Origin of the sequence: Pseudomonas cavernae, from assembly GCF_003595175.1 — a bacterium.
In the GTDB taxonomy this organism is placed as follows: domain Bacteria; phylum Pseudomonadota; class Gammaproteobacteria; order Pseudomonadales; family Pseudomonadaceae; genus Aquipseudomonas; species Aquipseudomonas cavernae.
Window position 1 is genome coordinate 4,002,878 of sequence record NZ_CP032419.1, and the last position, 24,038, is coordinate 4,026,915.

The 24,038-nt window shown below is 64.7% G+C and carries 20 protein-coding genes and 1 pseudogene; 8 read left to right on the top strand and 13 right to left on the bottom strand.

What is annotated here, in order from left to right:
- Window positions 1-79 precede the first annotated feature (79 nt).
- Window positions 80-838 carry an SDR family oxidoreductase gene (locus D3880_RS18190; protein ID WP_119894826.1) on the top strand — a complete coding sequence of 253 codons (759 nt, stop codon included), beginning with the start codon at window positions 80-82 and terminating at the stop codon, window positions 836-838.
- Window positions 839-888: 50 nt separating this feature from the next.
- Here the strand turns inward: D3880_RS18190 and D3880_RS18195 are convergent, their stop codons facing one another.
- Entirely contained in the window at window positions 889-1,893 is a 1,005-nt protein-coding gene (locus D3880_RS18195) for a DUF481 domain-containing protein (protein WP_119895781.1), read from the bottom strand.
- A gap of 306 nt (window positions 1,894-2,199) precedes the next feature.
- On the opposite strand from D3880_RS18195, the gene D3880_RS18200 reads away from it, so the two are divergent.
- Window positions 2,200-2,559: an MGMT family protein gene (locus D3880_RS18200; RefSeq protein WP_119894827.1), complete on the top strand. Its 360-nt coding sequence runs from the start codon at window positions 2,200-2,202 to the stop codon at window positions 2,557-2,559.
- Window positions 2,560-2,602: 43 nt separating this feature from the next.
- Window positions 2,603-4,150, top strand: a complete 1,548-nt coding sequence (locus tag D3880_RS18205; RefSeq protein ID WP_119894828.1) for an AmpG family muropeptide MFS transporter — start codon at window positions 2,603-2,605, stop codon at window positions 4,148-4,150.
- A 43-nt stretch (window positions 4,151-4,193) separates the two neighbouring features.
- Here the strand turns inward: D3880_RS18205 and D3880_RS18210 are convergent, their stop codons facing one another.
- Together D3880_RS18210 and D3880_RS18215 are read right to left on the bottom strand one after the other, a co-directional pair.
- Window positions 4,194-5,033, bottom strand: a complete 840-nt coding sequence (locus tag D3880_RS18210; protein WP_119894829.1) for a mechanosensitive ion channel family protein — start codon at window positions 5,031-5,033, stop codon at window positions 4,194-4,196.
- A 111-nt stretch (window positions 5,034-5,144) separates the two neighbouring features.
- A complete protein-coding gene (locus D3880_RS18215; RefSeq protein ID WP_119894830.1) occupies window positions 5,145-5,624 on the bottom strand; it encodes a YajQ family cyclic di-GMP-binding protein in 480 nt (159 codons plus the stop codon).
- Between the two features lie 133 nt (window positions 5,625-5,757).
- Here D3880_RS18215 and D3880_RS18220 point away from each other — a divergent pair.
- The 4 genes and pseudogenes from D3880_RS18220 to D3880_RS18235 all read left to right on the top strand — a co-directional run.
- Window positions 5,758-6,738: pseudogene (locus D3880_RS18220) on the top strand (response regulator); the annotation flags it as partial.
- Window positions 6,739-6,742: 4 nt separating this feature from the next.
- Entirely contained in the window at window positions 6,743-7,654 is a 912-nt protein-coding gene (locus tag D3880_RS18225) for a putative 2-dehydropantoate 2-reductase (protein ID WP_119894832.1), read from the top strand.
- Between the two features lie 45 nt (window positions 7,655-7,699).
- Window positions 7,700-9,715, top strand: a complete 2,016-nt coding sequence (locus tag D3880_RS18230) for an ATP-binding protein (protein ID WP_119894833.1) — start codon at window positions 7,700-7,702, stop codon at window positions 9,713-9,715.
- A gap of 276 nt (window positions 9,716-9,991) precedes the next feature.
- The gene (locus tag D3880_RS18235; RefSeq protein WP_119894834.1) at window positions 9,992-10,567 is read left to right on the top strand and encodes a cob(I)yrinic acid a,c-diamide adenosyltransferase; all 576 of its coding nucleotides are present in this window, start codon (window positions 9,992-9,994) and stop codon (window positions 10,565-10,567) included.
- A gap of 89 nt (window positions 10,568-10,656) precedes the next feature.
- Here the strand turns inward: D3880_RS18235 and D3880_RS18240 are convergent, their stop codons facing one another.
- From D3880_RS18240 to secA, 4 genes are all read right to left on the bottom strand, one after another.
- Window positions 10,657-11,598, bottom strand: coding sequence for a Nudix family hydrolase (locus tag D3880_RS18240; RefSeq protein ID WP_119894835.1), 942 nt, complete (start codon window positions 11,596-11,598; stop codon window positions 10,657-10,659).
- A gap of 3 nt (window positions 11,599-11,601) precedes the next feature.
- Window positions 11,602-12,228 carry a glutathione S-transferase family protein gene (locus D3880_RS18245; protein WP_119894836.1) on the bottom strand — a complete coding sequence of 209 codons (627 nt, stop codon included), beginning with the start codon at window positions 12,226-12,228 and terminating at the stop codon, window positions 11,602-11,604.
- A gap of 104 nt (window positions 12,229-12,332) precedes the next feature.
- Window positions 12,333-13,550 carry a bifunctional glutamate N-acetyltransferase/amino-acid acetyltransferase ArgJ gene (gene argJ, locus D3880_RS18250; protein WP_119894837.1) on the bottom strand — a complete coding sequence of 406 codons (1,218 nt, stop codon included), beginning with the start codon at window positions 13,548-13,550 and terminating at the stop codon, window positions 12,333-12,335.
- 112 nt (window positions 13,551-13,662) lie between these two features.
- Window positions 13,663-16,398, bottom strand: a complete 2,736-nt coding sequence (gene secA / locus D3880_RS18255; RefSeq protein WP_119894838.1) for a preprotein translocase subunit SecA — start codon at window positions 16,396-16,398, stop codon at window positions 13,663-13,665.
- A 314-nt stretch (window positions 16,399-16,712) separates the two neighbouring features.
- Between secA and D3880_RS18260 the strand changes: the two genes are divergently transcribed.
- A complete protein-coding gene (locus D3880_RS18260) occupies window positions 16,713-17,168 on the top strand; it encodes a DUF721 domain-containing protein (protein ID WP_119894839.1) in 456 nt (151 codons plus the stop codon).
- A gap of 76 nt (window positions 17,169-17,244) precedes the next feature.
- Here D3880_RS18260 and lpxC read toward each other — a convergent pair whose 3' ends face one another.
- From lpxC to murC, 6 genes are all read right to left on the bottom strand, one after another.
- Window positions 17,245-18,156: a UDP-3-O-acyl-N-acetylglucosamine deacetylase gene (gene lpxC, locus D3880_RS18265; protein WP_119894840.1), complete on the bottom strand. Its 912-nt coding sequence runs from the start codon at window positions 18,154-18,156 to the stop codon at window positions 17,245-17,247.
- A 112-nt stretch (window positions 18,157-18,268) separates the two neighbouring features.
- The gene (gene ftsZ / locus D3880_RS18270; RefSeq protein WP_119894841.1) at window positions 18,269-19,450 is read right to left on the bottom strand and encodes a cell division protein FtsZ; all 1,182 of its coding nucleotides are present in this window, start codon (window positions 19,448-19,450) and stop codon (window positions 18,269-18,271) included.
- 56 nt (window positions 19,451-19,506) lie between these two features.
- On the bottom strand, window positions 19,507-20,754 hold the full coding sequence (ftsA, locus tag D3880_RS18275; RefSeq protein WP_119894842.1) for a cell division protein FtsA: 1,248 nt from the start codon (window positions 20,752-20,754) through the stop codon (window positions 19,507-19,509).
- A gap of 19 nt (window positions 20,755-20,773) precedes the next feature.
- Entirely contained in the window at window positions 20,774-21,649 is an 876-nt protein-coding gene (locus D3880_RS18280) for a cell division protein FtsQ/DivIB (protein ID WP_119894843.1), read from the bottom strand.
- A 4-nt stretch (window positions 21,650-21,653) separates the two neighbouring features.
- On the bottom strand, window positions 21,654-22,598 hold the full coding sequence (locus tag D3880_RS18285) for a D-alanine--D-alanine ligase (RefSeq protein WP_119894844.1): 945 nt from the start codon (window positions 22,596-22,598) through the stop codon (window positions 21,654-21,656).
- Window positions 22,595-24,034 (bottom strand): UDP-N-acetylmuramate--L-alanine ligase, encoded by a 1,440-nt coding sequence (gene murC, locus D3880_RS18290; RefSeq protein WP_420800880.1) that lies wholly within the window; start codon window positions 24,032-24,034, stop codon window positions 22,595-22,597. Before murC ends, D3880_RS18285 begins: the two co-directional genes overlap by 4 nt.
- Between the last annotated feature and the right edge of the window lie 4 nt (window positions 24,035-24,038).

The following is a 24,038-nucleotide window of genomic DNA, read 5'->3' on the forward strand; positions in this document are numbered from 1 at the left end:
GAAACGGACAGGCACCGGGCATTGCTGCCCAGAGCGCCCGCGGGGTTAACCATAGCTACATCCTTGAGGGGATTCTCGCATGCAACTGCAAGACAAAGTGATCGTCATCACCGGCGGCGGCCAGGGCCTGGGTCGCGCCATGGCCGAATACCTGGCGGCCAAAGGCGCCAAGCTGGCGCTGGTCGACCTCAACCAAGAGCGCCTCGACGAGGCCGTCGCCGCCTGCAAGGCTGCCGGTGCTGACGCCCGCGCCTATATCTGCAACGTCGCCAATGAAGAGCAGGTGATCCACACCGTCAGCCAGATCGCCGAGCACTTCGGCGCCATCAATGGCCTGGTGAACAACGCCGGGATCATCCGCGACGGTCTGACCATCAAGGTCAAGGACGGCGAGCTGAGCAAGATGTCGCTGGCCCAGTGGCAATCGGTGATCGACGTCAACCTGACCGGCGTGTTCCTCTGCACCCGCGAAGTGGCGGCGAAGATGATCGAACTGAAGAACCAAGGCGCGATCATCAACATCTCCTCGATCTCCCGCGCCGGCAACATGGGCCAGGCCAACTACTCCGCGGCCAAGGCCGGCGTCGCCGCCGACACCGTGGTGTGGGCCAAGGAGCTGGCGCGCTACGGCATCCGCGTGGCGGGCGTGGCTCCGGGCTTCATCGAGACCGAAATCCTCGCTGCCATGAAGCCGGAAGCACTGGACAAGATGACCGCCGGCATCCCGCTGCGCCGCCTGGGCAAGCCGCAGGAAATCGCCCACTCGGTGGCCTACATCCTCGAGAACGACTACTACACCGGTCGTGTTCTCGAGCTTGACGGCGGCCTGCGCCTGTAAACGCGCCCCACCCCAACCAAAAAGCCCTGCCTGCGCAGGGCTTTTTGGTTTTACCAGCCGACGCCGAAACCGACGCTGTAGCGGGTCTCGTCGAGGTCGCTCTCGGCGCCGCTGACCATTTCCTTCTCCGCCTTGATGTTCAGCGAGGCCCAGTCGGTGACCTTGTAGCGCAGCCCGGCCTCGGCATCCAGGGCATAGTCGGCGACGCCGCTGAGCGGCTTGCCCACCTCGCCGTTGCTGAACAGCTCCACCGACTTACCGATCAGGTAGCGGTTGTAGTCCCACTTCGCCCCCAGGGCGTAGAAATTTTCCTCGCGGCCGTCGGCGAATTCGTAATCACTGCGGTTGACCAGCGCGGCCACGGAGAAGGCGCCCAGCTCATCGTCCCAGAACTGGTAACCCGGACCGGTACCGACCGAACGCTGGCGCACCAGGTCTTCCACCTGATCGCGCTTGTAGGCCAGCCGTCCCTGCCAGAACCAGTGCTCATCGAGGAAGCGGTCGAGGGCGTATTCGGCCGACCAGTTGTCGGTGGTCACCTCGTCGTCCTGGACCTCGCGGTTGTATTCGCCCTCGGCGTTGTGCCGCCAACGGCCGTGGCGCGCCTTAGTCTTGAAGTCGACGTCGTAGTCGTCGGTGTCGGTATCGGCCCGTTTGTAGTCCATGGCCAGGTCGATATTGCCCTTCCAGTTGAAGTCCTCGACCAGCGGTTTGGGCTTCATGATCTGTTCGATGCTGGCCAGCTCGACGGTTTTCGGCGTCTCGCCGTTGGCCAGGATGACCTTGCCCGGCTCGGCCTTGTGCAGGGCTTTGGCCCGCTCGCCGTGGTATTCGTCCTGCTTGACCAGCAATTGCTGATCGCTTTCCAGGGTCGCGACCTTTTTCCAGTCGAGGATGATGTTGCCGCCGTAATCGGTTGCCAACACCAGCTTGCCGCCGTCGAAGACCTTGATCTTGCCGGTCAGACGGTCACCGTTCTTCAGCCACACGGTATCCGCCAGCAGCGGTGCCGAGGCGCCGGCCAGGGCCAGACACAGCAGGGCTTGCGGTAACAGCGTTCGGGGAAAAGACGATGGTTTTTTGCACAACATAGGCGGACCGGAACTGCTCTGCTTCGAGAAAGCCGGGCATTATCCGCAAGCCCGGCGTATGGGCAAGAACTGACCGGCACATCTCCCATGAGTTCAACCCATGCGACCAGCGTGCCCCGATGCAACTTGGCACAGCGACGGCTGTCGATGGTTCTAGTTAGGGCTGGCATACTGCTTGTGCAGGAGCTGCGAGCCGCCACTCGACAGTAGGACCGCCCCCGCTGCCATGAGGGTCGGAACAGCGCAGATACCAGCAAACGAGGTCGCCCCATGGCAGCACGCACAGCGGACACCCCGCCCGCGGACAGCGCCGCAGCCCGCCGCGCGGCGCTGTATCTAACTCTGCAGCAGGTACCGAGCGGCAAGGTCGTCAGCTACGGCGAACTGGCCGCGATGGCGGGCTTCGGCCGCGCCGCGCGCTGGGTGGGCCGCACCCTCAGTCAGCTGCCCGCCGACACCCGCCTGCCCTGGCACCGGGTGATCGCCGCCGGCGGTCGCTTGAGTTTGCCCCTGGGCAGCCCCTCAGGCGACGAGCAGCGCGCCCGTCTGCGTGAAGAAGGGGTGACAATCCATAACGAACGGGTGGACATGCGTCGGCATGGGTGGCGCCCAATGGAGGTCAACGGTTAGAGTGCGCCCTTTGTTTCGCGAACCCCAGGCAGATACACCCTCAATGCCCAGCAAAACCTGGCGCGCCGCTCTCGCCGCCTACGCCAGCCCCGCCACTTTGGCCCTGTTACTCCTGGGGTTTGCCGCGGGCCTACCCTACATGTTGGTGTTCTCCACCCTCTCGGTGTGGCTGCGCGAAGCCGGTGTGGCCCGCGAAACCATCGGTTTCGCCAGCCTGATCGGCCTGGCCTACGCCTTCAAATGGGTCTGGTCGCCGCTCCTCGACCAATGGCGCCTGCCGCTGCTCGGCAAGCTCGGGCGTCGCCGCTCCTGGCTGGTATTGGCGCAGGCGCTGGTGGCCATCGGCTTGACCGGCATGGCCCTGTGCGATCCGCAACAGCATCTGTCCTGGTTGATCGCCCTAGCCGTGCTGGTGGCTTTCGCCTCGGCCACCCAGGACATCGCGGTGGACGCCTACCGTCTGGAAATCGCCGACGACACCCGCCAGGCCGCGCTGGCCGCCAGCTATATGGCCGGCTATCGGGTCGCCGCCCTCCTGGCCACTGCCGGCGCGCTGTATTTCGCCGAGTGGTTCGGCTCCACCGGCCACAGCTACAACGCCTCGGCCTGGAGCGGCACCTACCTGGTGTTTGCCCTGCTGATGGTGCCGGCGCTGATCACCAGTCTGTGGATGCGCGAACCGCCGGTGGCCCTGCGCACCCAACTGGCCGCGGCACGCTACGGCCTGGCCCATCAACTGGCGTCGGTGCTGGTCCTGATCGTGCTGCTGATCTCGGTGCCGGCGCTGTTCACCCAGTTGTACAACACCGACTTCCATAGCGTGCTGTTCGAGGGTGTCAGCCTGCTCGAGCTGCTCAAGGAAGACCGCGCCTTCCTGCGCGCCCTGCTGTACCTGATCCTCACCAGCCTGTGCCTGTCGTCCATGGGCCGCCGCGGCTTGGCGCCGGTGCTCACCCCGGTCAACGACTTCGTCCTGCGCTATCGCTGGCAGGCGCTGCTGCTGCTCGGCCTGATTGCCACCTACCGGCTGTCCGACACGGTGATGGGGGTGATGGCCAACGTCTTCTATATTGACCAGGGCTTCACCAAGGAGCAGATCGCCAGCGTCAGCAAGCTGTTCGGGCTGGTCATGACCCTGCTCGGCGCCGGCCTCGGCGGCCTGCTGATCGTGCGTTTCGGCATCATGCCGATCCTGTTCATCGGCGGCGTCGCCTCGGCGGCGACCAACCTGCTGTTCCTCATGCTGGCCGACATGGGGCCGCATCTGCAGATGCTGGTGCTGACCATTTCCTGCGACAACTTCAGCGCCGGCCTGGCCACCGCTGCCTTCGTCGCCTACCTGTCGAGCCTGACCAACCTGAAGTTCTCCGCCACCCAGTACGCCCTGCTCAGCTCGATCATGCTGCTGCTGCCGCGCCTGATTGGCGGTTACTCCGGGGTGATGGTGGAAAAGTTCGGTTATGCCGAGTTCTTCCTGATCACCGCGCTGCTCGGAGTGCCGACACTGATCATGATCCTCTGGCAGTGGCGCCAACCGTCGGCGCCACAGGCCAACCATGTGGCAGCCAGTCCGCAGAGCGAGCAGTCATAAAAAAGCCGGACTCGAAGTCCGGCTTTTCTTGAGCGCCTGACACTTACTGCGCCGGCTCCTGAATCATCCGCACCATGCGCTGCGGAAAGGGGATCGCGATCCCCGCCGCGCTCAAGCGGTCGCGCGCCTGCTCGTTGAACATGAACATCACGTTCCAATAGTCGGCGGTCTTCACCCAGACCCGCAACGACATGGTGATCGCGCTCTCGCCCAAGGTGGCCACTACCGCCTCGGGGACCGGGTCGCGCAGCACGCGCGGATCCTCGGCCAGCTCCAGCAGCACTTCGCGGGCACGCTGCAAGTTGGCGTCATAGTTCACGCCGATGTCGAACACCACCTTGCGCGTGGCCTGGCGGTTGTAGTTGGTGATGATGCCGTTGGACAGGTTGCCGTTGGGCACGATCACCGTCTTGTTGTCGCCGGTGCGCAACACGGTGTGGAAGATCTGGATGCTGTCGACGGTGCCGCTCACGCCCTGCGCCTCGATCCAGTCGCCGAGGCGAAACGGCCGGAACAGCAGGATCAGCACGCCGCCGGCGAAGTTCGCCAGGCTGCCCTGCAGGGCCAGGCCGATGGCCAGGCCGGCGGCGCCGATGGCGGCGATGAAGGACGTGGTCTCGATGCCGATCATCGACGCCACGCTGACCAGCAACAGCACCTTGAGCGCGACATTGGCCAGCGAGGAGACGAAGCCCTGCAGGGCCTGATCGGCACTGCGCAGAAGCAGCAGCTTGCCGAGCCTGGCGGTGAGCTTGTTGACCAGCCACCAGCCGATCAGCAGGGTGAGCAGCGCCAGGGTGACCCGGCTGCCATATTCGAGAACCAGTGGCCACCAGGTCTCCGAGACCTTGACCAGCCGATCGACTTCCGCACTTACATCCATAACGTCCTCCTCGATACCGATTGGCCGCGAATCAGGCCATAAAAACCGGTATTGCGGAAGCTGCGACGTCGGCAAGCGGCGAAGGTTCCCGAAAACGCTGGCGTAATGCGATCAGTCGCGGAAGTTGTTGTACTGCAGCGGCATGCCGAAATCCTTGGCCCGCAGGCTGGCGATGGCCTCTTGCAAGTCGTCGCGCTTCTTGCCGGTGATCCGCACCTGCTCGCCCTGGATGGCGGCCTGGACCTTGAGCTTGCTGTCCTTGATATGGGCGACGATCTTCTTCGCCAGCTCCTTATCGATGCCTTCGCGCAGCGCCACTTCCTGCTTGACCACCTTGCCGGACGGGTAGGCGTCCTTGAACTCCAGGCACTGCACGTCGATCTTGCGCTTTACCAGGCTGAGCTTGAGAATCTCGACCATCTGCTCCAGCTGGAAGTCCGCGTCGGCGGTCAGGTTGACGGTCAGATCCTTGAGTTCGAAGCTGCCTTTGCCGCGCAGGTCGTAACGACGCTCCAGTTCCTTGATGGCGTTGTCCACGGCGTTGGTGACTTCGTGTTTGTCCAGTTCGGACACCACGTCGAACGAGGGCATGGTAGTTCTCCAGATAGACGGCGCGACCGGCATCACGGCCGGAGCGCACCAGGCTTGACGGTAAAAATGCGCGCTCATTATAAAGCTGTAAGCAGCAAATAACGGCCAGAACTCCGGCATCCCCACCCTTTTTCTTGCGAGCCTGCCAATGCCCAACCCCCATCTCAGCATTCTGGTGGTGGACGATGCCAAGTTTTCCAGCGCCATGATCGGTCGCGCCCTGAGCCAAGCCGGCTACCAGGATGTGCGCTTTGCCAGCAGCGCCGGCGAAGCGCTCGCCCTGTTGGAGCAGCGCCCCGCCAGTGTGCTGCTGGCCGACTGGCTGATGCCGGAGATCGACGGCCTGGAGCTGACCGCCCGGGTGCGCCAGCTCGACGAGACGGCCGACCACTACACCTATGTGATCCTGCTCACCGGCAAGGAAGGCGACAACGTGCTGAGCGAGGCGTTCGACCGCGGCGTCGACGACTTCATCAGCAAGGCGGCGATGAACGAGCAACTGCTACCGCGGGTGTTCGCCGCCGATCGCCTGTGCAACACCCTGCAGCGCCTGTTGCAAGAAAACCGCCTGCTGACCCAGAACATCGCCTGCCTGGAAGAGCGCAACCTGGTCGACCCGCTGACCGGCCTGGGCAACCCGCGCTATCTGCAGCAGAAACTGACCGACAGCCTGCGCCAGGTCGAGTCGCGCGGCGGCGCCGTGTGCTACCTGCTGATCGGCCTGCAGAACGCCCCGCAACTGCTGCAGCAATACGGCAGCGGTTTCTTCGCCGAGCTGCTGCATGGCGTCGCCCGTCGCCTGCAGCAGCTGGTGCGCCCGCTGGACGTGCTGACGCGCGTGGATGACAACCACTTCGCCTTGATCACCCTGCTCGACGACCTGCAGGAATGCTCGCCGAGCAGCTTCAAACGCCTGCACGAGGGCCTCAACCTCAAGGCCTTCAAGACCAGCGAAGGCTTCATCAGCCTGAAGGCCGGCATCAGCCTGGTCGGCCTGGATGCCAAGGCCCTGCCATACGAGCCGGCCAGCCTGATTAGCCAGGCCGCCGAACTGCTGCCGGAAGCCTACGCCAGCGGCCGGGTGGCGGCCATGCGCCTGCCGCGCCGCAGCTGAACCCATGACCTGGCACGTACTCGGCGCCGGTAGCCTCGGCGGTCTGTGGGCCGCCCGCCTGGCGCGCGCCGGGCTGCCGGTGCGGCTGGTCCTGCGCGACCGCAGCCGCCTTACCAGCTACCGGCGCCTTGGCGGCCTAACCCTGGTGGAGGGGCAACAGGCCAACCTCTATCCGATCCCGGCGCAGACCGCGGACGATGCCACACCGATCAGCCGCCTGCTGCTGGCCTGCAAGGCCTATGACGCCGAGGACGCGGTAGCCAGCCTGGCCCCACGCCTGACCGCGGACGCCGAGCTGATCCTGCTGCAGAACGGCCTCGGCAGCCAGGATCAGGTCGCCGCGCGGGTGCCGCGAGCCCGCTGCATCCTCGCTTCGAGCACCGAGGGCGCGTTCCGCGACGGCGACTTCCGCGTGGTCTTCGCCGGCCAGGGCTGCACTTGGCTCGGCTGCCCGCCGCAGCCGGCCGCACCACACTGGCTCGACGAGCTGCAGGCCAGCGGCATTCCCCACCAGTGGAGCGCGGACATCCTCGGCCGCCTGTGGCGCAAGCTGGCGCTGAACTGCGCGATCAACCCACTGACCGTGCTGCACGACTGCCGCAACGGTGGCCTCGCCGCCTATCCGGGCGAAGTCGCCACGCTCTGCGACGAGCTGGCCGAGCTGCTGCGCCACTGCGCTCCAGCGGCCGCCGCGGAAAATCTGCAGGAAGAGGTCGAGCGGGTGATCCAGGCCACCGCGGCCAACTATTCGTCGATGTACCAGGACGTCGCCCAGGGCCGGCGCACCGAAATCGCCTACCTGCTCGATCATGCCTGCGCCGCGGCCCAGCGCCACAAGCTGCCACTGGCGCATCTGCACAACCTGCAGCAGCGCCTGCGCGCCCATCTCGCCGAGCGCGGATTGCCCACCCGCTAGTGGCGCGCTACCCTGCCGACTCCGTCTGCCGTGATCTTTTCCGCCATGTCCCTGCGCCAGCGCCTCGAAGACCTGCCGGTTGGCCAGAAACTGCTGTCCGCCGTACTGGTACTGCTCGCCACCGTGTTGCTGGTGGCCAACCTCAGTTTCATCAGCGCCGCCTACTGGATCTCCCAGGAGAACATGGCCCCGCAGGCGCTGCACACCCTCGGCCGCCTGATCGCCAACCCGGCGCTGAGCCGGGTGGCGCTGAGCTCGCCGGCCGCCGCCGAAGAGCTGCTGCACCGCCTCGACGGCTACGCGCCGTTGCGCGCGGCGGCGCTCTACGACGGCCAGGGCAACGTGCTCGGTCAGCTGCAGCAAGGCGGTGAGCCGCTGTACTTGCCGCTGCACCTGGAGAAGATTGCCAGCTGGCGCATCGGCGAGTTCCGCGCCACCCAACTGATCGAGCTGCCGCAGGAAGGGCAAAGCCCCGGCCATCTGCTGCTGGTCGCCTCCAGCGAACTGCCTAGCGCCTTCTACACCGGCACCCTCACCGCCAGCCTGGTGATCCTCGCCCTCAGCGTTCTGCTCTGGCTGCTGGTGGCGCAGCAGATCCGCCGCCTGGTGACCCGGCCGATCCTCGAACTCGAAGCGCTGTCGCGCCAGGTCACCCGCGAGGAGAACTACGCCCTGCGCGCCCGCCGCGGCAACCGCGACGAGATCGGTCACCTGGCCGACTCCTTCAACACCATGCTGACCCGCATCGAGGCCCGCGAACAGCAGCTCAAGCGTGCCCGCGATGAGGCCCAGGCGGCCTTCGACCAGGCCCAGAGCCTGGCCGAGGAAACCCGCCACTCCAACCGCAAGCTGGAACTGGAAGTGCAGGTGCGCAGCAAGATCGAGAAGAAGCTCACCGGCTTCCAGAACTATCTGAACGGCATCATCGACTCCATGCCCTCGGCGCTGATCGCTCTCGACGAGGAGCTCTACGTCACCCAGTGGAACCAGGAAGCCAGCGCCCTCTCCGGCACCCAGCTGGACGAGGCGCTGAACCAGCCGGTGTTCCTCGCCTTCCCGTCGCTGAAGTTCTACCTCAACCAGCTTAAGCGCACGGCGGAGCAGCATAAGGTCGAGAAGATCGAGCGGGTGACCTGGAGCAAGGACGGCGAGCCGCGCCACTATGCGCTGACCTTCTACCCGCTGATGGGCGGCAGCCTGCGCGGCGTGGTGATCCGCATCGACGACATCACCCAGCGCCTGTCCATGGAGGAAATGATGGTGCAGTCGGAGAAGATGCTCTCGGTCGGTGGCCTGGCGGCTGGCATGGCGCACGAGATCAACAACCCCCTCGGCGCCATTCTGCATAACGTGCAGAACATTCGCCGGCGCCTGTCGCCGGAGCTGGAGAAGAACCTCGAGCAGGCCGCCAACGCCGGCGTCGACCTGGCCCAGGTCAACTGCTACCTGAAGAGCCGCGAGGTACCGCAACTGCTCGATGGCATCCAGCAGGCCGGGTCGCGGGCGGCGAAAATCGTCACCCACATGCTCAGCTTCAGCCGCCGCAGCGACCGTCAGCTGGCGCCTTGCGAACTGCCGGCGCTACTCGATCAGGCGGTGGACATCGCCGGCAACGATTTCGACCTCACCGAAGGCTTCGACTTCAAGGGCCTGAGCATCGTCCGCGACTTCGACCCGCGGCTCGGCGCGGTGCCGGCCACCGCCAACGAGCTGGAACAGGTGCTGCTCAACCTGCTGAAAAACGCCGCCCAGGCCATCCACCTGCGCGAGAACGACAGCGAGCCGGGGCGCATCAGCCTGCGCACCCGCCTGAACCCGCCGTGGGCAGAAATCCAGGTGGAAGACAACGGCATCGGCATGTCGGAGCGGGTGCGCAAGCGCATCTTCGAGCCGTTCTTCACCACCAAGGAAGTCGGCCAGGGCACCGGCCTCGGCCTGTCCGTGTCCTACTTCATCATCACCAACAACCACAAAGGGCAGATGGAGGTGCAGTCGCAACTCGGCCAGGGCACCTGCTTCACCCTGCGCCTGCCACTGGCGGCCAGCACGCCCGGAACCTGAGAAGGTGTTTTCAACTTGGCTGTGGGCTTCGCGCGTGATGCTGCGTTAAAAATGGCTTCGGGAAGCAGCTTTGCTGCTGACGCGCTTTAGCGCGGCCCGAAGGGCGAGTGAAACGAGCAATGCTCATTTACACCTCGTAAACTCCGCTTCCTCAGCCATTTTGACTCGCTATGCTCGCCCTAAGGGCCAGCCTCCGGCTGTTACTTCGCTTCGCAGCGTTTTACCTTGCCTGACCTTCGCTCGCCTAATTTGAAAACACCTTCTGAGAACACAGCCATGGGTTACCGACTGACGAAGATCTACACCCGCACCGGCGATGCCGGCGAAACCGGCCTTGGCGACGGGCGCCGGGTGCCCAAGGACCACCCGCGGGTGGAAGCGATCGGCGAGGTGGACATGCTCAACAGCCAACTCGGCCTGCTGCTCGCCGCGCTGGCCGAGCAGGAGGTCATGTGGCCAGGGCTGAGCGAGCTGAGCGAGGTGCTGGCGCCCTGTCAGCACCGCCTGTTCGACCTCGGCGGCGAGCTGGCGATGCCGGTCTATCAGGTCCTCGACCAGGCCGAGGTGCAGCGCCTGGAAATCGCCATCGATGGCTGGAATGCGGAAGTCGGGCCGCTGGAGAACTTCATCCTGCCCGGCGGTTCGCTGCTGGTGGCGCAGGCGCATGTCTGCCGCAGCCAGGCACGCACGACCGAGCGCCGCTGCCAGCAGCTCAATGCGCTGGAGCCGCTGGGCGGCGTCGGCCTCGCCTATCTCAACCGCCTGTCCGACCTGCTGTTCGTCGCCGCACGGCTGATCGCCAAGCGCATGCAGATCCACGAAGTGCTCTGGCAGGCGGCGCCGAAGCCGTAGGTTGGGTTAGGCGCACGGCGCAGCCGCATCGGTCGGCACTGGGTCGATTGCGCCGTAGACTCGATGGGTATCGCCTCGCTCAGTCCATCCTACGCCGGCCAGAACGCGCGGACGCCCGCCACCCCTTGCGCGCCGGCCTGCCAGGCGCGCGCGCTGTCGGCCGCGCCGACCCCGCCGAGGAGGAACACCGGCTGGTTGAAGCCGGCGATCAGCTCGCCTGCCGCCTCCCAACCCAGCGGCGTCGCCTCGGGGTGGGTCTGCGTGGCCTGCACCGGCGACAGGGTGACGAAATCCACCCCCATGCGCGCCGCCAGCTGCAGTTCCTCGGCGTTGTGGCAGGAGGCGGCCAGCCAGCGCTCCTGGGGGAATGGCCGGCCATGCGGCGCATACTTGCGCAACTGCTCGGCGGTCAGATGCCAGCCGGCGGCGGGGAAATCCCCCAACCACTCCAGCGGCCCCTTGAGCATCAGCTGCGCCTTGCCGGCACAGAGGCCCACGGCGTCCACCGCCAGATCGCGGTACTCCGGGCTGTACATGTTCGGCGCGCGCAGCTGGACCAGCTTGATACCGCCGGCCAGCGCGCGCTGCAGGCCCTGCAGCAGCGCCTTAGGCTCGAGGTCGTCGGGAGTGATCAGATACTGCGCCGGCAAGCGGGCGGCGCAAACGATCGGTCGGTTGGCCGCCGGGAACTGGTAATTACCCAACTGCCGCGGACTGACCCAGGCCAGCGGCTGGCCCTCGGCGCCATGCGCTTCGCCGTTGAAGGCGGAAACCTCCCAGACATCCAGCAGCACGTGTTTATCCGGATAGTCGTGCTGCACTTGGATCAGCGGCCGCGCCACCGTGACCTGGATACCCAGCTCTTCGGCCAGCTCGCGACCGAGCGCCGCCGCCACCGTTTCGCTGTCCTCGACCTTGCCGCCCGGGAACTCCCACAAGCCCCCCTGGTGCTTGCCGTCCGGGCGTCGGGCCAGCAGGATACGACCCGCGGCATCGCGGATCACCGCGGCCGCCACATGGATGCGTTTCACCTTTCAGCGTTCCTCTTGTGCGGCCTTGAGCCAGCGCTGAAAGGCCGGCCACTGGTAAATAGTCTCGACATAGGCCGCCGCCTCCGCCGGCAGGGCGACCCGGTAACAACGCAGGCGGCAGGCCACCGGCGCGTAGAAGGCATCGGCCAGGCTGACGTGGCCGAACAGGTAGGGACCGTCCTGGCCGAAGGCGCGGCGGCACTCGGCCCACAACGCGCAGATGCGCTGGATATCCACCTGCACCTCGGCTGGCAATGGTTCCAATGCCTGGTCACGCTTGAGGTCCATCGGCAGATGGCTGCGCAGGGCGACGAAACCACTGTGCATCTCCGCGCATACCGCGCGGGCGATGGCACGGGCGTACTGCCCCCGCGGCCACAGATGGGCCTCGGGGAAACGCTCGGCGAGGTATTCGCCGATCGCCAGGGAATCCCAGATCGGCCCTTCCTCGGTCTTCAGCAGCGGCACCTTGCCATTCGGCGAATGCTGGAGAATCTGCGCGCGGGTATCGGCGCGGTTGAGGTGAATCAATCGCTCGCTATAGGGCACGCCGGCCAGCTCCAACGCCAGGGCGCCGCGCAGCGACCAGGATGAATAGGTTTTATCGCCAATCACCAGTTCGAGGCTCATCTGCTAACTCCTGTAGTGCACGAGGTATGGGCTCGGGGTTAAAAAAGGGCGCCGTAGCGCCCTCGATTATTAACCTAAACGACGCCGCGCGTCCGGCGCGCCGATCAGGTGCGGTACTCGGCGTTGATCTTCACGTATTCGTGGGACAGGTCGGTGGTCCAAATCGTCTCGCTGCAGGTGCCGCGGCCCAATTCGATGCGGATGCCAATCTCTGCCTCGGCCATCACCTTGGCGCCCTGCTCCTCGGTGTAGCTGGTCGCGCGGCAGCCCTGGCTGGCGATGCAGACGTCGCTGAGGAACACGTCGATCTTGCTCACGTCCAACTGCGCCACGCCGGCGCGGCCAACTGCGGCGAGGATGCGCCCCCAGTTCGGGTCGGAGGCGAACAGCGCGGTCTTGATCAGCGGCGAGTGGGCCACCGCATAGCCGACGTCCAGGCACTCCTGATGGGTGGCGCCGCCGTTGACCTGCACGGTGACGAACTTGGTGGCGCCCTCGCCGTCGCGGACGATGGCCTGGGCCACTTCCATGCACACCTCGAACACCGCCTGCTTCAGCGCGGCGAACAGCGCGCCGCTGGCCTGGGTGATTTCCGGCAACGGCGCCTGGCCGGTGGCGATCAGCATGCAGCAGTCGTTGGTCGAGGTATCGCCGTCGATGGTGATGCGGTTGAACGACTTGTTCGCCGCGTCGCGCAGCAGATCCTGCAGCACGCCCTGGGCCACTTTGGCATCGGTAGCGATATAGCCGAGCATGGTCGCCATGTTCGGCTTGATCATCCCGGCGCCCTTGCTGATGCCGGTGACAGTGACAGTCACGCCCTCATGGACGAACTGGCGACTGGCCCCCTTGGGCAGGGTATCGGTGGTCATGATGCCGACGGCGGCGGCGGCCCAGTTGTCGACGGCCAGATCATCCAGCGCGGCCTGCAGGGCACTCTCGATCTTCTCCACCGGCAGCGGCTCGCCGATCACGCCGGTGGAGAACGGCAGCACGGCGCTCGCGTCCACCCCGGCCATCGCGGCCAAGCTGGCGCAAGTGCGGCTGGCCGCGGCCAGGCCCGGCTCGCCAGTGCCGGCGTTGGCGTTACCGGTGTTGGTCAGCAGGTAGCGCACCGGCCCCAGCACGCGCTTCTTGGCCAGAATCACCGGCGCCGCGCAGAACGCATTGAGGGTGAATACGCCCGCCACGCTGGAGCCCTCGGCGCAGCGCATCACCACCACATCCTTGCGCCCAGGGCGCTTGATGCCGGCCGAGGCGATGCCGAGTTCAAAACCGGGAACCGGGTACAGGGTAGGCAGGGGACCGAGACCAACAGCCATGGAGTGCGCTCCTTGTTGTACGCAGTGGGCAACCGTGCAATACGGTCGCAGTCGAGGCAAAAACGCCGCGAACGGCTGGGCCGGTCGCGGCGCGATTACAGGCGAGTAGGGGTTAGCCGACTTGCCCGTGGCAGTGCTTGTATTTCTTGCCGGAACCGCAGGGGCACAGCTCGTTGCGGCCGATCTTCGGCTCGGTGCGCACCGGCATGGCGGCGACGGCGACATCGCCTTCTTCGGCCATGGCTTCCGGTTGGTCCAGCGCCGAGACCTCGGCATGCTGGAACTGCATGCGCTGGGCCAGCTGCTCGGCCTCGCGGCGCAGACGCGCCTCTTCCTCGACCGGGTCCTCGCGACGCACCTGAACGTGGGAGAGCACGCGGATGGTGTCGCGCTTGATCGACTCGAGCAGATCCTGGAACAGGGTGAAGGACTCGCGCTTGTATTCCTGCTTGGGGTTCTTCTGCGCATAACCGCGCAGGTGGATGCCGTGACGCAGATGATCCATGGTCGACAGATGGTCTTTCCACAGATCGTCGAGCACGCGCAGCAGAATCTGCTTCTCGAACGTGCGCAGAGCCTCGGCGCTGGCCAGGTCTTCCTTCTCGTGGTAGGCATCCAGCAGCGTCTGCAGGATGCGCTCGCGCAGCGGCTCCTCGTACAGGTGGTCGTCCTCGTCGAGCCATTGCTGAACCCCCAACTTGAGGGAGAAGTCGCTGTACAGCGCGGCTTCCAGACCGGCCACGTCCCACTGCTCAGGCAGCGACTGCGGCGGAATGTGCTGATGGAAGGTCGCATCCAGCACTTCCTGGCGGAAATCGGCGATGGTCTCGCCGATGTCGTCGGCGGCCAACAGGGTGTTGCGCATGTGGTAGATCACCTTGCGCTGCTCGTTGGCCACGTCGTCGAATTCGAGCAATTGCTTACGAATGTCGAAGTTGCGTCCTTCGACCTTGCGCTGGGCCTTCTCAATCGCGTTGCTGACCATGCGATGCTCGATCGCCTCGCCCTGCTGCATGCCCAGCGCCTTCATGAAGCTCTTCACCCGGTCGGAGGCGAAGATGCGCATCAGGTTGTCTTCCAGCGACAGGTAGAAGCGGCTGGAGCCCGGGTCGCCCTGACGACCGGAGCGACCGCGCAGCTGGTTGTCGATGCGCCGCGATTCGTGACGCTCGCTGGCGATCACATGCAAGCCACCGGACTCGATCACCTGCTGGTGACGCTTCTGCCAGTCGGCCTTGATCTGCGCGATCTGCTCGGCGCTCGGGCTGTCCAGGGCCGCCACCTCGGCTTCCCAGTTGCCGCCGAGGAGGATGTCGGTACCGCGACCGGCCATGTTGGTGGCAATGGTCAGCGCCCCCGGACGGCCCGCCTGGGCGATGATCTCGGCTTCCTTCTCGTGATACTTGGCGTTGAGCACTTTGTGCTCGATGCCGACCTTCTGCAGCAGCTGGGACACGTACTCGGAGGTCTCGATCGAGGCGGTGCCTACTAACACCGGACGACCATTGGCCTGGCAATCCTTGATGTCGGCGATGATCGCCTGGTGCTTCTCGTCCTGAGTCAGGTACACCAGATCGTTGAAGTCCTTGCGCGCGACCGGGCGGTGGGTCGGGATGACCATCACGTCGAGGCCGTAGATCTGCCGGAACTCGAAGGCTTCGGTGTCGGCGGTGCCGGTCATGCCGGACAGCTTGGCGTAGAGACGGAAGTAGTTCTGGAAGGTGGTCGAGGCCAGCGTCTGGCTCTCGGCCTGGATCGGCAGCCCTTCCTTGGCCTCGATGGCCTGGTGCAGGCCTTCGGACAGGCGCCGGCCGGGCATGGTGCGCCCGGTGTGCTCGTCAATCAGCAGCACCTGGTCGCCCTGGACGATGTACTCGACGTTGCGGTGGAACAGGGTATGGGCACGCAGGCCGGCATACACATGGGTCAGCAGGCCAAGGTTGTGTGCCGAGTAGAGGCTCTCGCCCTCGCCGAGCAGACCGGCCTTGCCGAGCATGTCCTCGATGAACTGGTGGCCCTGCTCGTTGAGCTCGACCTGGCGGGTCTTCTCATCGACCGAATAGTGGCCTTCCTGAGTGACCACGCCTTCCTCTTCCTCGATGTGCTGCTTGAGGCGCGGAATCAGCTGGTTGACCTGGATATACAGCTTGGAACTGTCCTCGGCCTGACCGGAGATGATCAGCGGGGTACGGGCTTCGTCGATGAGGATGGAGTCGACTTCGTCGATCACGGCGAAGTTCAGCTCACGTTGGAATTTCTCGTCCAGGCTGAAGGCCATGTTGTCGCGCAGGTAATCGAAGCCGAATTCGTTGTTGGTGCCGTAGGTGATGTCGGCGGCGTAGGCGGTGCGCTTCTCTTCCGGCGGCATGAACGGGGTGACCACGCCAACGGACAGGCCGAGAAACTCGTACAGCGGGCGCATCCAGTTGGCGTCGCGGCGGGCCAGGTAGTCGTTGACCGTGACCACGTGCACGCCCTTGCCGGAGAGTGCATTCAAATACACCGCCAGGGTCGCCACCAGGGTCTTGCCCTCGCCGGTGCGCATCTCGGCGATCGTGCCTTCGTGCAGGGCCGTGCCGCCGATCAGCTGGACGTCGAAGTGGCGCATGCCCAACACCCGCTTGCCGGCCTCGCGGGCCACGGCGAAGGCCTCCGGCAGGAGCTGATCGAGGGCTTCGCCTTTGTCCAGCCGCGCCTTGAACTCCTCGGTCTTGGCACGCAGTTGCTCATCGGACAGAGCCAGCATTTGCTCTTCGAACGAGTTTACGGCTTGCACCGTCTTGAGCATGCGTTTGACTTCACGCTCGTTCCGGCTCCCAAAGAGTTTCTTCAACAAAGGCGCAAACATATCGACAGGATCTTCCACACTATGGATGGAGGGCGGCCCCGTGAGTCGCCCGCGCAGCCTCATGGCTGCATGCGAAGCGGGCATTCTACCCGGAAACGTTGGCGAGGAAAGTAGCGTTATTTCAAGGGGCCAGCAGCCGCTCTAGCCCCAACAATCCGACCCGGCAGTCAATCCGCCCAGGGCCGCAGTGCACACTTTACGCCCCAAGAGCGCCCAGCGGCCGACCGAGCAACGATACTGCAGCAACCAGCGCGGAACCTGAGGGCCTCGCTGATTCTGCTACCATCAGCTCCTTGCCCCCAGAGCACTTCGCCATGGCCTTTCGCCCCCTGCCAGCCCGGCCACCTGCCTCCTTGCTGCGCGAGGCGAAGCCATTACAGGCACTGTTCAACCAAGCCGAACGCCTGACGCATCTGCAGCATTTGCTCGACAGCCAGTTACAGCCAGCGGCCCGCGAACATTGCCACATCGCCTCCTGGCGCGAAGGCTGCCTGCTATTGATCGTCACCGATGGCCACTGGGCCACGCGCCTGCGCTACCAGCAGCGCCGCCTGCAACGCCAGCTGCAGGGCTTCGATGAGTTCGCCAACCTGACGAAGATCCTCATCAAGGTTCAACCGCCAAGCGGTAATTCGCGCGGCAACGGGCGCAGCATCAACCTTTCGGTCAATGCCGCGGAAGCCATTCAGGCGACCGCCGACGGCATCAGCGACCCCAAACTGCGCGCCGCCCTTGAACGACTGGCCAGTCGCGGCAAATCAGACGACTGAGCGCAATGCAATCTCCGCCATAAAAAAGGCCACCCTAGGGTGGCCTCGTAAATACAGCTAAGAGAGAGGGTCTTGCTTAACCTGCAGCAACCGGGCGCATGTAGGAGATCGGCGCGCTCTTGATGTCGTCGAAGGTCACCACTTCCCAGGCGTCTTTCTGCTCAATCAAGGTGCGCAGCAGACGGTTGTTCAGCGCATGACCCGACTTGAAGCCACGGAACTCGCCAATCAGGCTGTTGCCCAGCAAGTAGAGATCGCCGATGGCATCGAGAATCTTGTGCTTGACGAATTCGTCCTCGTAACGCAGGCCGTCCTCGTTGAGCACGCGGTTTTCATCGACCACGATGGCGTTTTCCACACTGCCGCCGAGCGCCAGGTTCTGCGAACGCAGGAACTCGATGTCGCTCATGAAGCCGAAGGTACGCGCCCGGCTAACTTCCTTGACGAACGATGTGCTGGAGAAGTCGACCGACGCACTCTGGGTACGATTGCGAAACACCGGGTGATCGAAATCGATCTCGAAACTCACCTTGAAACCGTCGAAGGGTACGAAAGTGGCGCGCTTGTCGCCCTCTTCCACGGTCACTTCGCGTTTGATGCGGATGAACTGCTTGGCCGCTTCCTGCTCCTGCAGGCCAGCGGATTGAATCAGGAATACAAAGGGTCCAGCACTACCGTCCATGATCGGCACTTCGGACGCGGAGAGTTCGACGTAGGCGTTATCGATGCCCAGGCCTGCCATGGCCGAAAGCAGATGCTCCACGGTGTCCACCTTGACATCACCATTGACCAGGGTGGTCGACATGGTGGTTTCCCCGACATTTTCAGCCCGTGCGCGGATTTCCACGACAGGATCCAGGTCGGTACGACGGAACACGATACCCGTATCCACAGGTGCCGGCTTCAGGGTCAGGTAAACCTTTTCCCCGGAATGCAGGCCGACGCCCGTGGCGCGGATGATGTTCTTCAGGGTGCGTTGTCTGATCATGGCTTTGGCCGCTATAGCACTAGTTGCGAATTGTTTTCAACAATGGCCGGCGATGATAGCAGAACCGGCCTTTGCTGAACACTAATCACCCCAATACTCCTGATACATTCCATCAATCAGCCTGACGACGCAGGAAGGCCGGGATATCCAGGTAATCGAGATCGTCCTGGGTATTCAGCTTGGCTGCGGTCGCGGCACCGGCATGGCTCTGGCGCTGCACGGTCGGACGCTCATAGTCCTTGTAATTGACCGATGGCTGCTCCGGACGAGCGGCAACAGGCGCACTGATGGCCGCCGACTGCACGGTGTTGTCGACGACTTTCACCGGTTTCTCGATCTTCGCGCCCAGACCAGTGGCAACCACGGTGACGTGCAGTTCATCGCGCATATCCGGGTCGATCACAGTGCCCACCTTGACGGTGGCCTGCTCGGAAGCGAACTGCTCGATGATGTTACCGACATCGGAGTACTCGCCCAGGGACAGGTCCGGACCGGCGGTGATGTTGACCAGGATGCCACGCGCGCCCTGCAGGTTGACGTCTTCCAGCAGTGGGTTGCGGATGGCCGCCTCGGTCGCTTCACGGGCGCGGTTAGGGCCACTGGCGCAGCCGGTGCCCATCATCGCCATACCCATTTCGCTCATCACAGTCTTCACGTCGGCGAAGTCGACGTTGATCATGCCGGGACGCTTGATGATGTCGGAAATACCACGCACGGCACCGGCCAGCACATCATCAGCCTTGGCGAATGCAGCCAGCAGGCTGGCATCCTTCCCGAGAATGGTCAGCAGTTTTTCGTTGGGAATGGTGATCAGCGAGTCGACGCTGTTGGTCAGCGCGCGGATGCCTTCCTCGGCGATCAGCATGCGCTTGCGGCCTTCGAACGGGAACGGCCGAGTCACCACCGCCACGGTGAGGATACCCATTTCCTTGGCCACTTCGGCGATGATCGGCGCCGCACCGGTACCGGTGCCGCCACCCATGCCTGTGGTGATGAAGACCATGTCGGTGCCCTGCAGCACTTCGGCGATGCGCTCGCGATCTTCCATCGCGGCTTGGCGACCGACTTCCGGGTTGGCGCCGGCACCCAAGCCCTTGGTCACGCCAGTGCCGAGTTGCAGCACGGTGCGCGCGCCGACGTTCTTCAAGGCCTGAGCATCGGTGTTGGCGCAGATAAACTCGACGCCTTCGATGTTGCTTTTAGTCATGTGGTTGACGGCATTACCGCCGCCGCCGCCCACGCCGATTACTTTGATAACTGCACTTTGCGGGATGTTGTCTACGAGCTCGAACATTTTCCCCTCTCCTTTGCTTTCTAGTTGTAACGCCTACTGCTTACCGCCGTGGAACATCAGAAATTGCCCTGGACCCAGCGCTTGAGCCGCTCCAGTACAGGTGTCTTGGGTTCGTCGTTGTAACTGCCGATGCTGGACATGGCGATGCCGTCGGACTGCTTCTGCAGCCCGTAGAGCAATAGGCCCACGCCCGTGGAATAGATGGGATTGCGTACCACGTCGGTCAATCCTTTGACTCCGTGCGGTACGCCCAGGCGTACCGGCATATGAAAGATTTCTTCGGCCAGTTCGACAGCGCCTTCCATCTTGGCGGTGCCACCGGTGAGGACGATCCCGGCCGGAATCAGATCCTCGTAACCGCTGCGGCGCAGTTCGGCCTGGATCAAGGTGAACAGCTCGTCGTAGCGCGGCTCGACCACCTCGGCCAAGGCCTGGCGCGACAGCTCGCGCGGCGGCCGGTCGCCGACGCTGGGGACCTTGATGGTCTCGCCGGGGCCGGCCAGTTTGGCTAGCGCGCAAGCATATCGAATCTTGATCTCCTCGGCATACTGGGTCGGCGTACGCAGGGCCATGGCGATGTCGTTGGTCACCTGATCGCCGGCGATCGGGATCACCGCGGTGTGACGGATCGCCCCCTCGGTGAAGATCGCCATGTCGGTGGTGCCGCCGCCGATGTCGACCAGGCACACGCCCAGTTCCTTCTCGTCCTCGGTCAATACTGAGTAGGCCGAGGCCAATTGCTCGAGAATGATGTCGTCGACTTCCAGGCCGCAGCGGCGCACGCATTTCTCGATGTTCTGCGAGGCATTCACCGCACAGGTGACCACATGCACCTTGGCCTCCAGGCGCACGCCGGACATGCCCATGGGCTCGCGCACGCCTTCCTGGTTGTCGATCACATAGTCCTGCGGCAGGGTGTGCAGCACTCGCTGATCGGCCGGGATGGCCACGGCCTGGGCGGCGTCGAGGACCCGTTCGATATCCGCCGGGCTGACTTCGCGGTCGCGGATGGCGACGATGCCGTGGGAGTTGAGGCTGCGAATGTGGTTGCCGGCGACGCCGACGAACGCCGAGTGGATACGGCAGCCAGCCATCATCTGCGCTTCTTCTACCGCACGCTGGATCGACTGCACGGTCGACTCGATGTTGACCACCACGCCTTTTTTCAAGCCACGCGACGGATGCGTACCGATGCCGACGATTTCCAGCTGACCGTCTGTCGCAACCTCCCCCACCAGCGCCACCACCTTGGAGGTGCCGATATCGAGGCCGACGATCATCTTGCCGCTCTGCACGTTTGCCATGTTTGCTGCTTCTCCTAATTCACTTCAGGGCGACGGTCTTGTCCGCCGCCGGCACGCTCGGCTCACGCCACGTCACGGCGAGGCCGTTGGCGTAACGCAGGTCGACGCGCGCGATATTCGCGATCTGTTCTTTCAGGGTTTTGCCGTAGATGGCGATGAAACGGCGCATCTTCTCCAGCTGATGGTCGCGTCCGAGCAGCAGCTCGAGGCCTTGCCCGCTGCTGTTGACATTGGCGGTGAGGAACCAGCTGCCACGGTCGCGCAACTCCAGGCGGACGATCGAGAAGCCCAGCGGCCGCAGCATCTGGCTGAGCACCTGGTACTGCTGCATCACCTGCTCCTGGGCGCGCTGCGGGCCGACCAGCTGTGGCAGGTTTTCGTAATGGCTCAGCTCGCGCGGGGTGAACGCCTGCCCCTGGTTGTTGAGCAGCGCCTCGTCGCCCCAGCGCGCCACCGGCAGCTGCTCTTCCAGGCGGATCGACACCTGGTCCGGCCATACCCGCCGCACTTCGGCGTGGGCGATCCAGGGCATCTGCTCCAGTTCGGCGCGCATGCCGGCCAGGTCGACGCTGAAGAAGCTCGCCGTGACGAACGGCGCGATGCGTTGCTGCACGGCCTGCTGATTGATGTAGCTGAGCCCGCCCTTGACGCTGATCTTGCTGATCGGCCGGTCGGCATAGGGCAGCAGACGCTGGGCCAATTGATAGGTGGCGAAGCCCAGGGCCAGCAACAGCAGCGGCCAGAACAGGGCCTTGAGGAAGCCTAAATTCGGCTTGGGCATGCGCGTGGCCAGCGGCTCCTTGGCCACCATCCGGCTGGCACCCCGCTGCGCCGGCTTGCGCGACGGAACGCGGCCGGAGAGCGGTTGCGGCTGGCGGAGAGTGGCGCCGTACATGGTCTTAACCTCGGCTCGCGACGCTGTCGGCGAGAATCGCCAACGTCAGCTGTTGGAAGTCCAGCCCGGCAGCCCGCGCCGCCATCGGCACCAGGCTGTGGTCGGTCATGCCCGGCACGGTGTTGACCTCCAGCAGCCAGAACCGGCCGGCGGCGTCCTGCATCACGTCGGCACGGGCCCAGCCCTGGATGCCGACGGCCTCGCAGGCGCGTGCGGTCAGGCTCTTCAGCTCCTGCTCCTTGGCGCTGTCGAGACCGCAGGGGATCTGGTACTGGGTGTCATCGGCCAGGTACTTGGCGTCGTAGTCGTAGAAGGTGTGCGGGGTGCCCAGACGGATTGGCGGCAGCACTGCACCGCGCAGCACCGCGACGGTGAACTCCGGGCCGTGAATCCATTGCTCGACCAACACTTGCGAGTCGTACTGGCAGGCGTCCTGCCAGGCGCTGATCAATTCGTCGATGTCATGCACCTTGGCCATGCCGATACTGGAACCTTCATGGGCCGGTTTGACGATCAACGGGAAGCCCAGTTCCGCGGCGGCCGCACGACAATCGTCGGCGCTGGCCAATACCGCATGGCGCGGGGTCGACAGGCCGAGGCTCTGCCACACCTGCTTGGTACGCAGCTTGTCCATGGCCAGGGCCGAGGCCAGCACGCCGCTGCCGGTGTAGGGAATGCCCAGGCACTCGAGCAGACCCTGCATGCTGCCGTCTTCGCCACCGCGCCCGTGCAGGACGATGAAGGCACGGTCGATCTTCTCGCTGGCCAGGCGCTGCAGCAGATCGTCACCGACATCGATACCGAAGGCATCGACGCCGCCGCTTTGCAGGGCCGCGAGCACGGCCTGACCGGATTTCAACGAGACCGCGCGTTCGGCGCTCTTGCCACCGAACAGCACGGCGACGCGGCCGAAAGCCTGGGGATCGAGGGTGGACTTCAGGGCACTCATTTCGACTTCCTCGCGGCGGCCGCAGGCACGGCGCCGGAAAACAGCGGACTTTGCAACAGTTGCGGGGCCAGGGCGCCAATATCGCCGGCACCCTGACAGAGCAGGATGTCGCCGGCGCGCAGCAGCGGCTTGACCAGCGGCGCCAGCTCGACGCCGCGTTCGACGTAGATAGGGTCCAACTGGCCGCGCTGACGGATGCTGTGGCACAGCTGCCGGCTGTCGGCGCCGGGGATCGGCTCCTCGCCGGCCGGATAGACCTCCATCAACAACAGCACGTTGGCGTCGGTCAGCACCTGGACGAAATCGTCATACAGGTCGCGGGTGCGGCTAAAGCGGTGCGGCTGATAAACCATCACCAGGCGGCGCTCCGGCCAGCCGCCGCGCACCGCCTTGATCACCGCCGCCACTTCGCGCGGGTGGTGGCCATAGTCGTCGACCAGCATCACGCTGCCACCATCGACCGGCAGATCGCCGTACACCTGGAAGCGTCGACCGACACCCTGGAAGCCGGACAGGCCCTGGACGATGGCCGCGTCGCTGATGCCCTCGTCGGTGGCGATGGCGATGGTCGCCAGGGCGTTGAGGACGTTGTGGTTACCCGGCATGTTGACCGACACCTCGAGCGGCTCGCGACCGCTGCGCAGCACGGTGAAATGGGTCTGCATGCCGGCCTGGCGCACGTTGATGGCGCGGATGTCGGCATCCTCGGCGAAACCGTAGGTGACGGTCGGCCGTCCCACTTGCGGGAGGATCTCGCGCACCACCGGGTCGTCCACGCAGAGCACCGCCAACCCATAGAACGGCAGGTTGTGGAGGAACTCGACGAAGGTCTTCTTCAACTTGTTGAAGTCGCCCTCGTAGGTGCTCATGTGGTCCATGTCGATGTTAGTGACCACCGCGACCATCGGTTGCAGATGCAGGAAGCTGGCGTCGCTCTCGTCGGCCTCGGCCACCAGGTAGCGACTGGTACCGAGCTGGGCATTGGTGCCGGCGGCGTTCAGACGGCCGCCGATGACGAAGGTCGGGTCCAGGCCGCCGGCGGCGAACACCGAGGCGATCAGACTGGTGGTGGTGGTCTTGCCATGGGTGCCGGCGACGGCGATGCCGTGGCGGTAGCGCATCAACTCGGCGAGCATTTCGGCCCGCGGCACCACCGGAATGCGCCGCTCCAGCGCGGTGGCGACTTCCGGGTTGGCGGTGTTGATGGCGCTGGACACCACCAGCACATTGGCGCTCTCGGCGTTCTCGGCACGGTGGCCGATGAAGATCTGCGCGCCAAAGCTCTCCAGGCGCTCGGTCACCGCCGAAGCCTTGAGGTCCGAGCCGGAGACTTGATAACCGAGGTTCAGCAGCACCTCGGCGATGCCGCACATACCGGCGCCGCCGATACCCACGAAGTGAATGCGACGGATGCGGCGCATTTCCGGTTGCGGCATGCCT

Coding starts and splice junctions, on each gene's coding strand:
- D3880_RS18260 (WP_119894839.1), top strand. CDS start 16,713: ATGGCCTTTCGCCCCCTGCCAGCCCGGCCACCTGCCTCCTTGCTGCGC.
- D3880_RS18280 (WP_119894843.1), bottom strand. CDS start 21,649: ATGTACGGCGCCACTCTCCGCCAGCCGCAACCGCTCTCCGGCCGCGTT.
- D3880_RS18210 (WP_119894829.1), bottom strand. CDS start 5,033: ATGGATGTAAGTGCGGAAGTCGATCGGCTGGTCAAGGTCTCGGAGACC.
- D3880_RS18230 (WP_119894833.1), top strand. CDS start 7,700: ATGTCCCTGCGCCAGCGCCTCGAAGACCTGCCGGTTGGCCAGAAACTG.
- D3880_RS18225 (WP_119894832.1), top strand. CDS start 6,743: ATGACCTGGCACGTACTCGGCGCCGGTAGCCTCGGCGGTCTGTGGGCC.
- lpxC (WP_119894840.1), bottom strand. CDS start 18,156: ATGATCAGACAACGCACCCTGAAGAACATCATCCGCGCCACGGGCGTC.
- D3880_RS18245 (WP_119894836.1), bottom strand. CDS start 12,228: ATGAGCCTCGAACTGGTGATTGGCGATAAAACCTATTCATCCTGGTCG.
- D3880_RS18205 (WP_119894828.1), top strand. CDS start 2,603: ATGCCCAGCAAAACCTGGCGCGCCGCTCTCGCCGCCTACGCCAGCCCC.
- D3880_RS18215 (WP_119894830.1), bottom strand. CDS start 5,624: ATGCCCTCGTTCGACGTGGTGTCCGAACTGGACAAACACGAAGTCACC.
- D3880_RS18285 (WP_119894844.1), bottom strand. CDS start 22,598: ATGAGTGCCCTGAAGTCCACCCTCGATCCCCAGGCTTTCGGCCGCGTC.
- argJ (WP_119894837.1), bottom strand. CDS start 13,550: ATGGCTGTTGGTCTCGGTCCCCTGCCTACCCTGTACCCGGTTCCCGGT.
- murC (WP_420800880.1), bottom strand. CDS start 24,034: ATGCCGCAACCGGAAATGCGCCGCATCCGTCGCATTCACTTCGTGGGT.
- D3880_RS18190 (WP_119894826.1), top strand. CDS start 80: ATGCAACTGCAAGACAAAGTGATCGTCATCACCGGCGGCGGCCAGGGC.
- ftsA (WP_119894842.1), bottom strand. CDS start 20,754: ATGGCAAACGTGCAGAGCGGCAAGATGATCGTCGGCCTCGATATCGGC.
- D3880_RS18200 (WP_119894827.1), top strand. CDS start 2,200: ATGGCAGCACGCACAGCGGACACCCCGCCCGCGGACAGCGCCGCAGCC.
- ftsZ (WP_119894841.1), bottom strand. CDS start 19,450: ATGTTCGAGCTCGTAGACAACATCCCGCAAAGTGCAGTTATCAAAGTA.
- D3880_RS18235 (WP_119894834.1), top strand. CDS start 9,992: ATGGGTTACCGACTGACGAAGATCTACACCCGCACCGGCGATGCCGGC.
- secA (WP_119894838.1), bottom strand. CDS start 16,398: ATGTTTGCGCCTTTGTTGAAGAAACTCTTTGGGAGCCGGAACGAGCGT.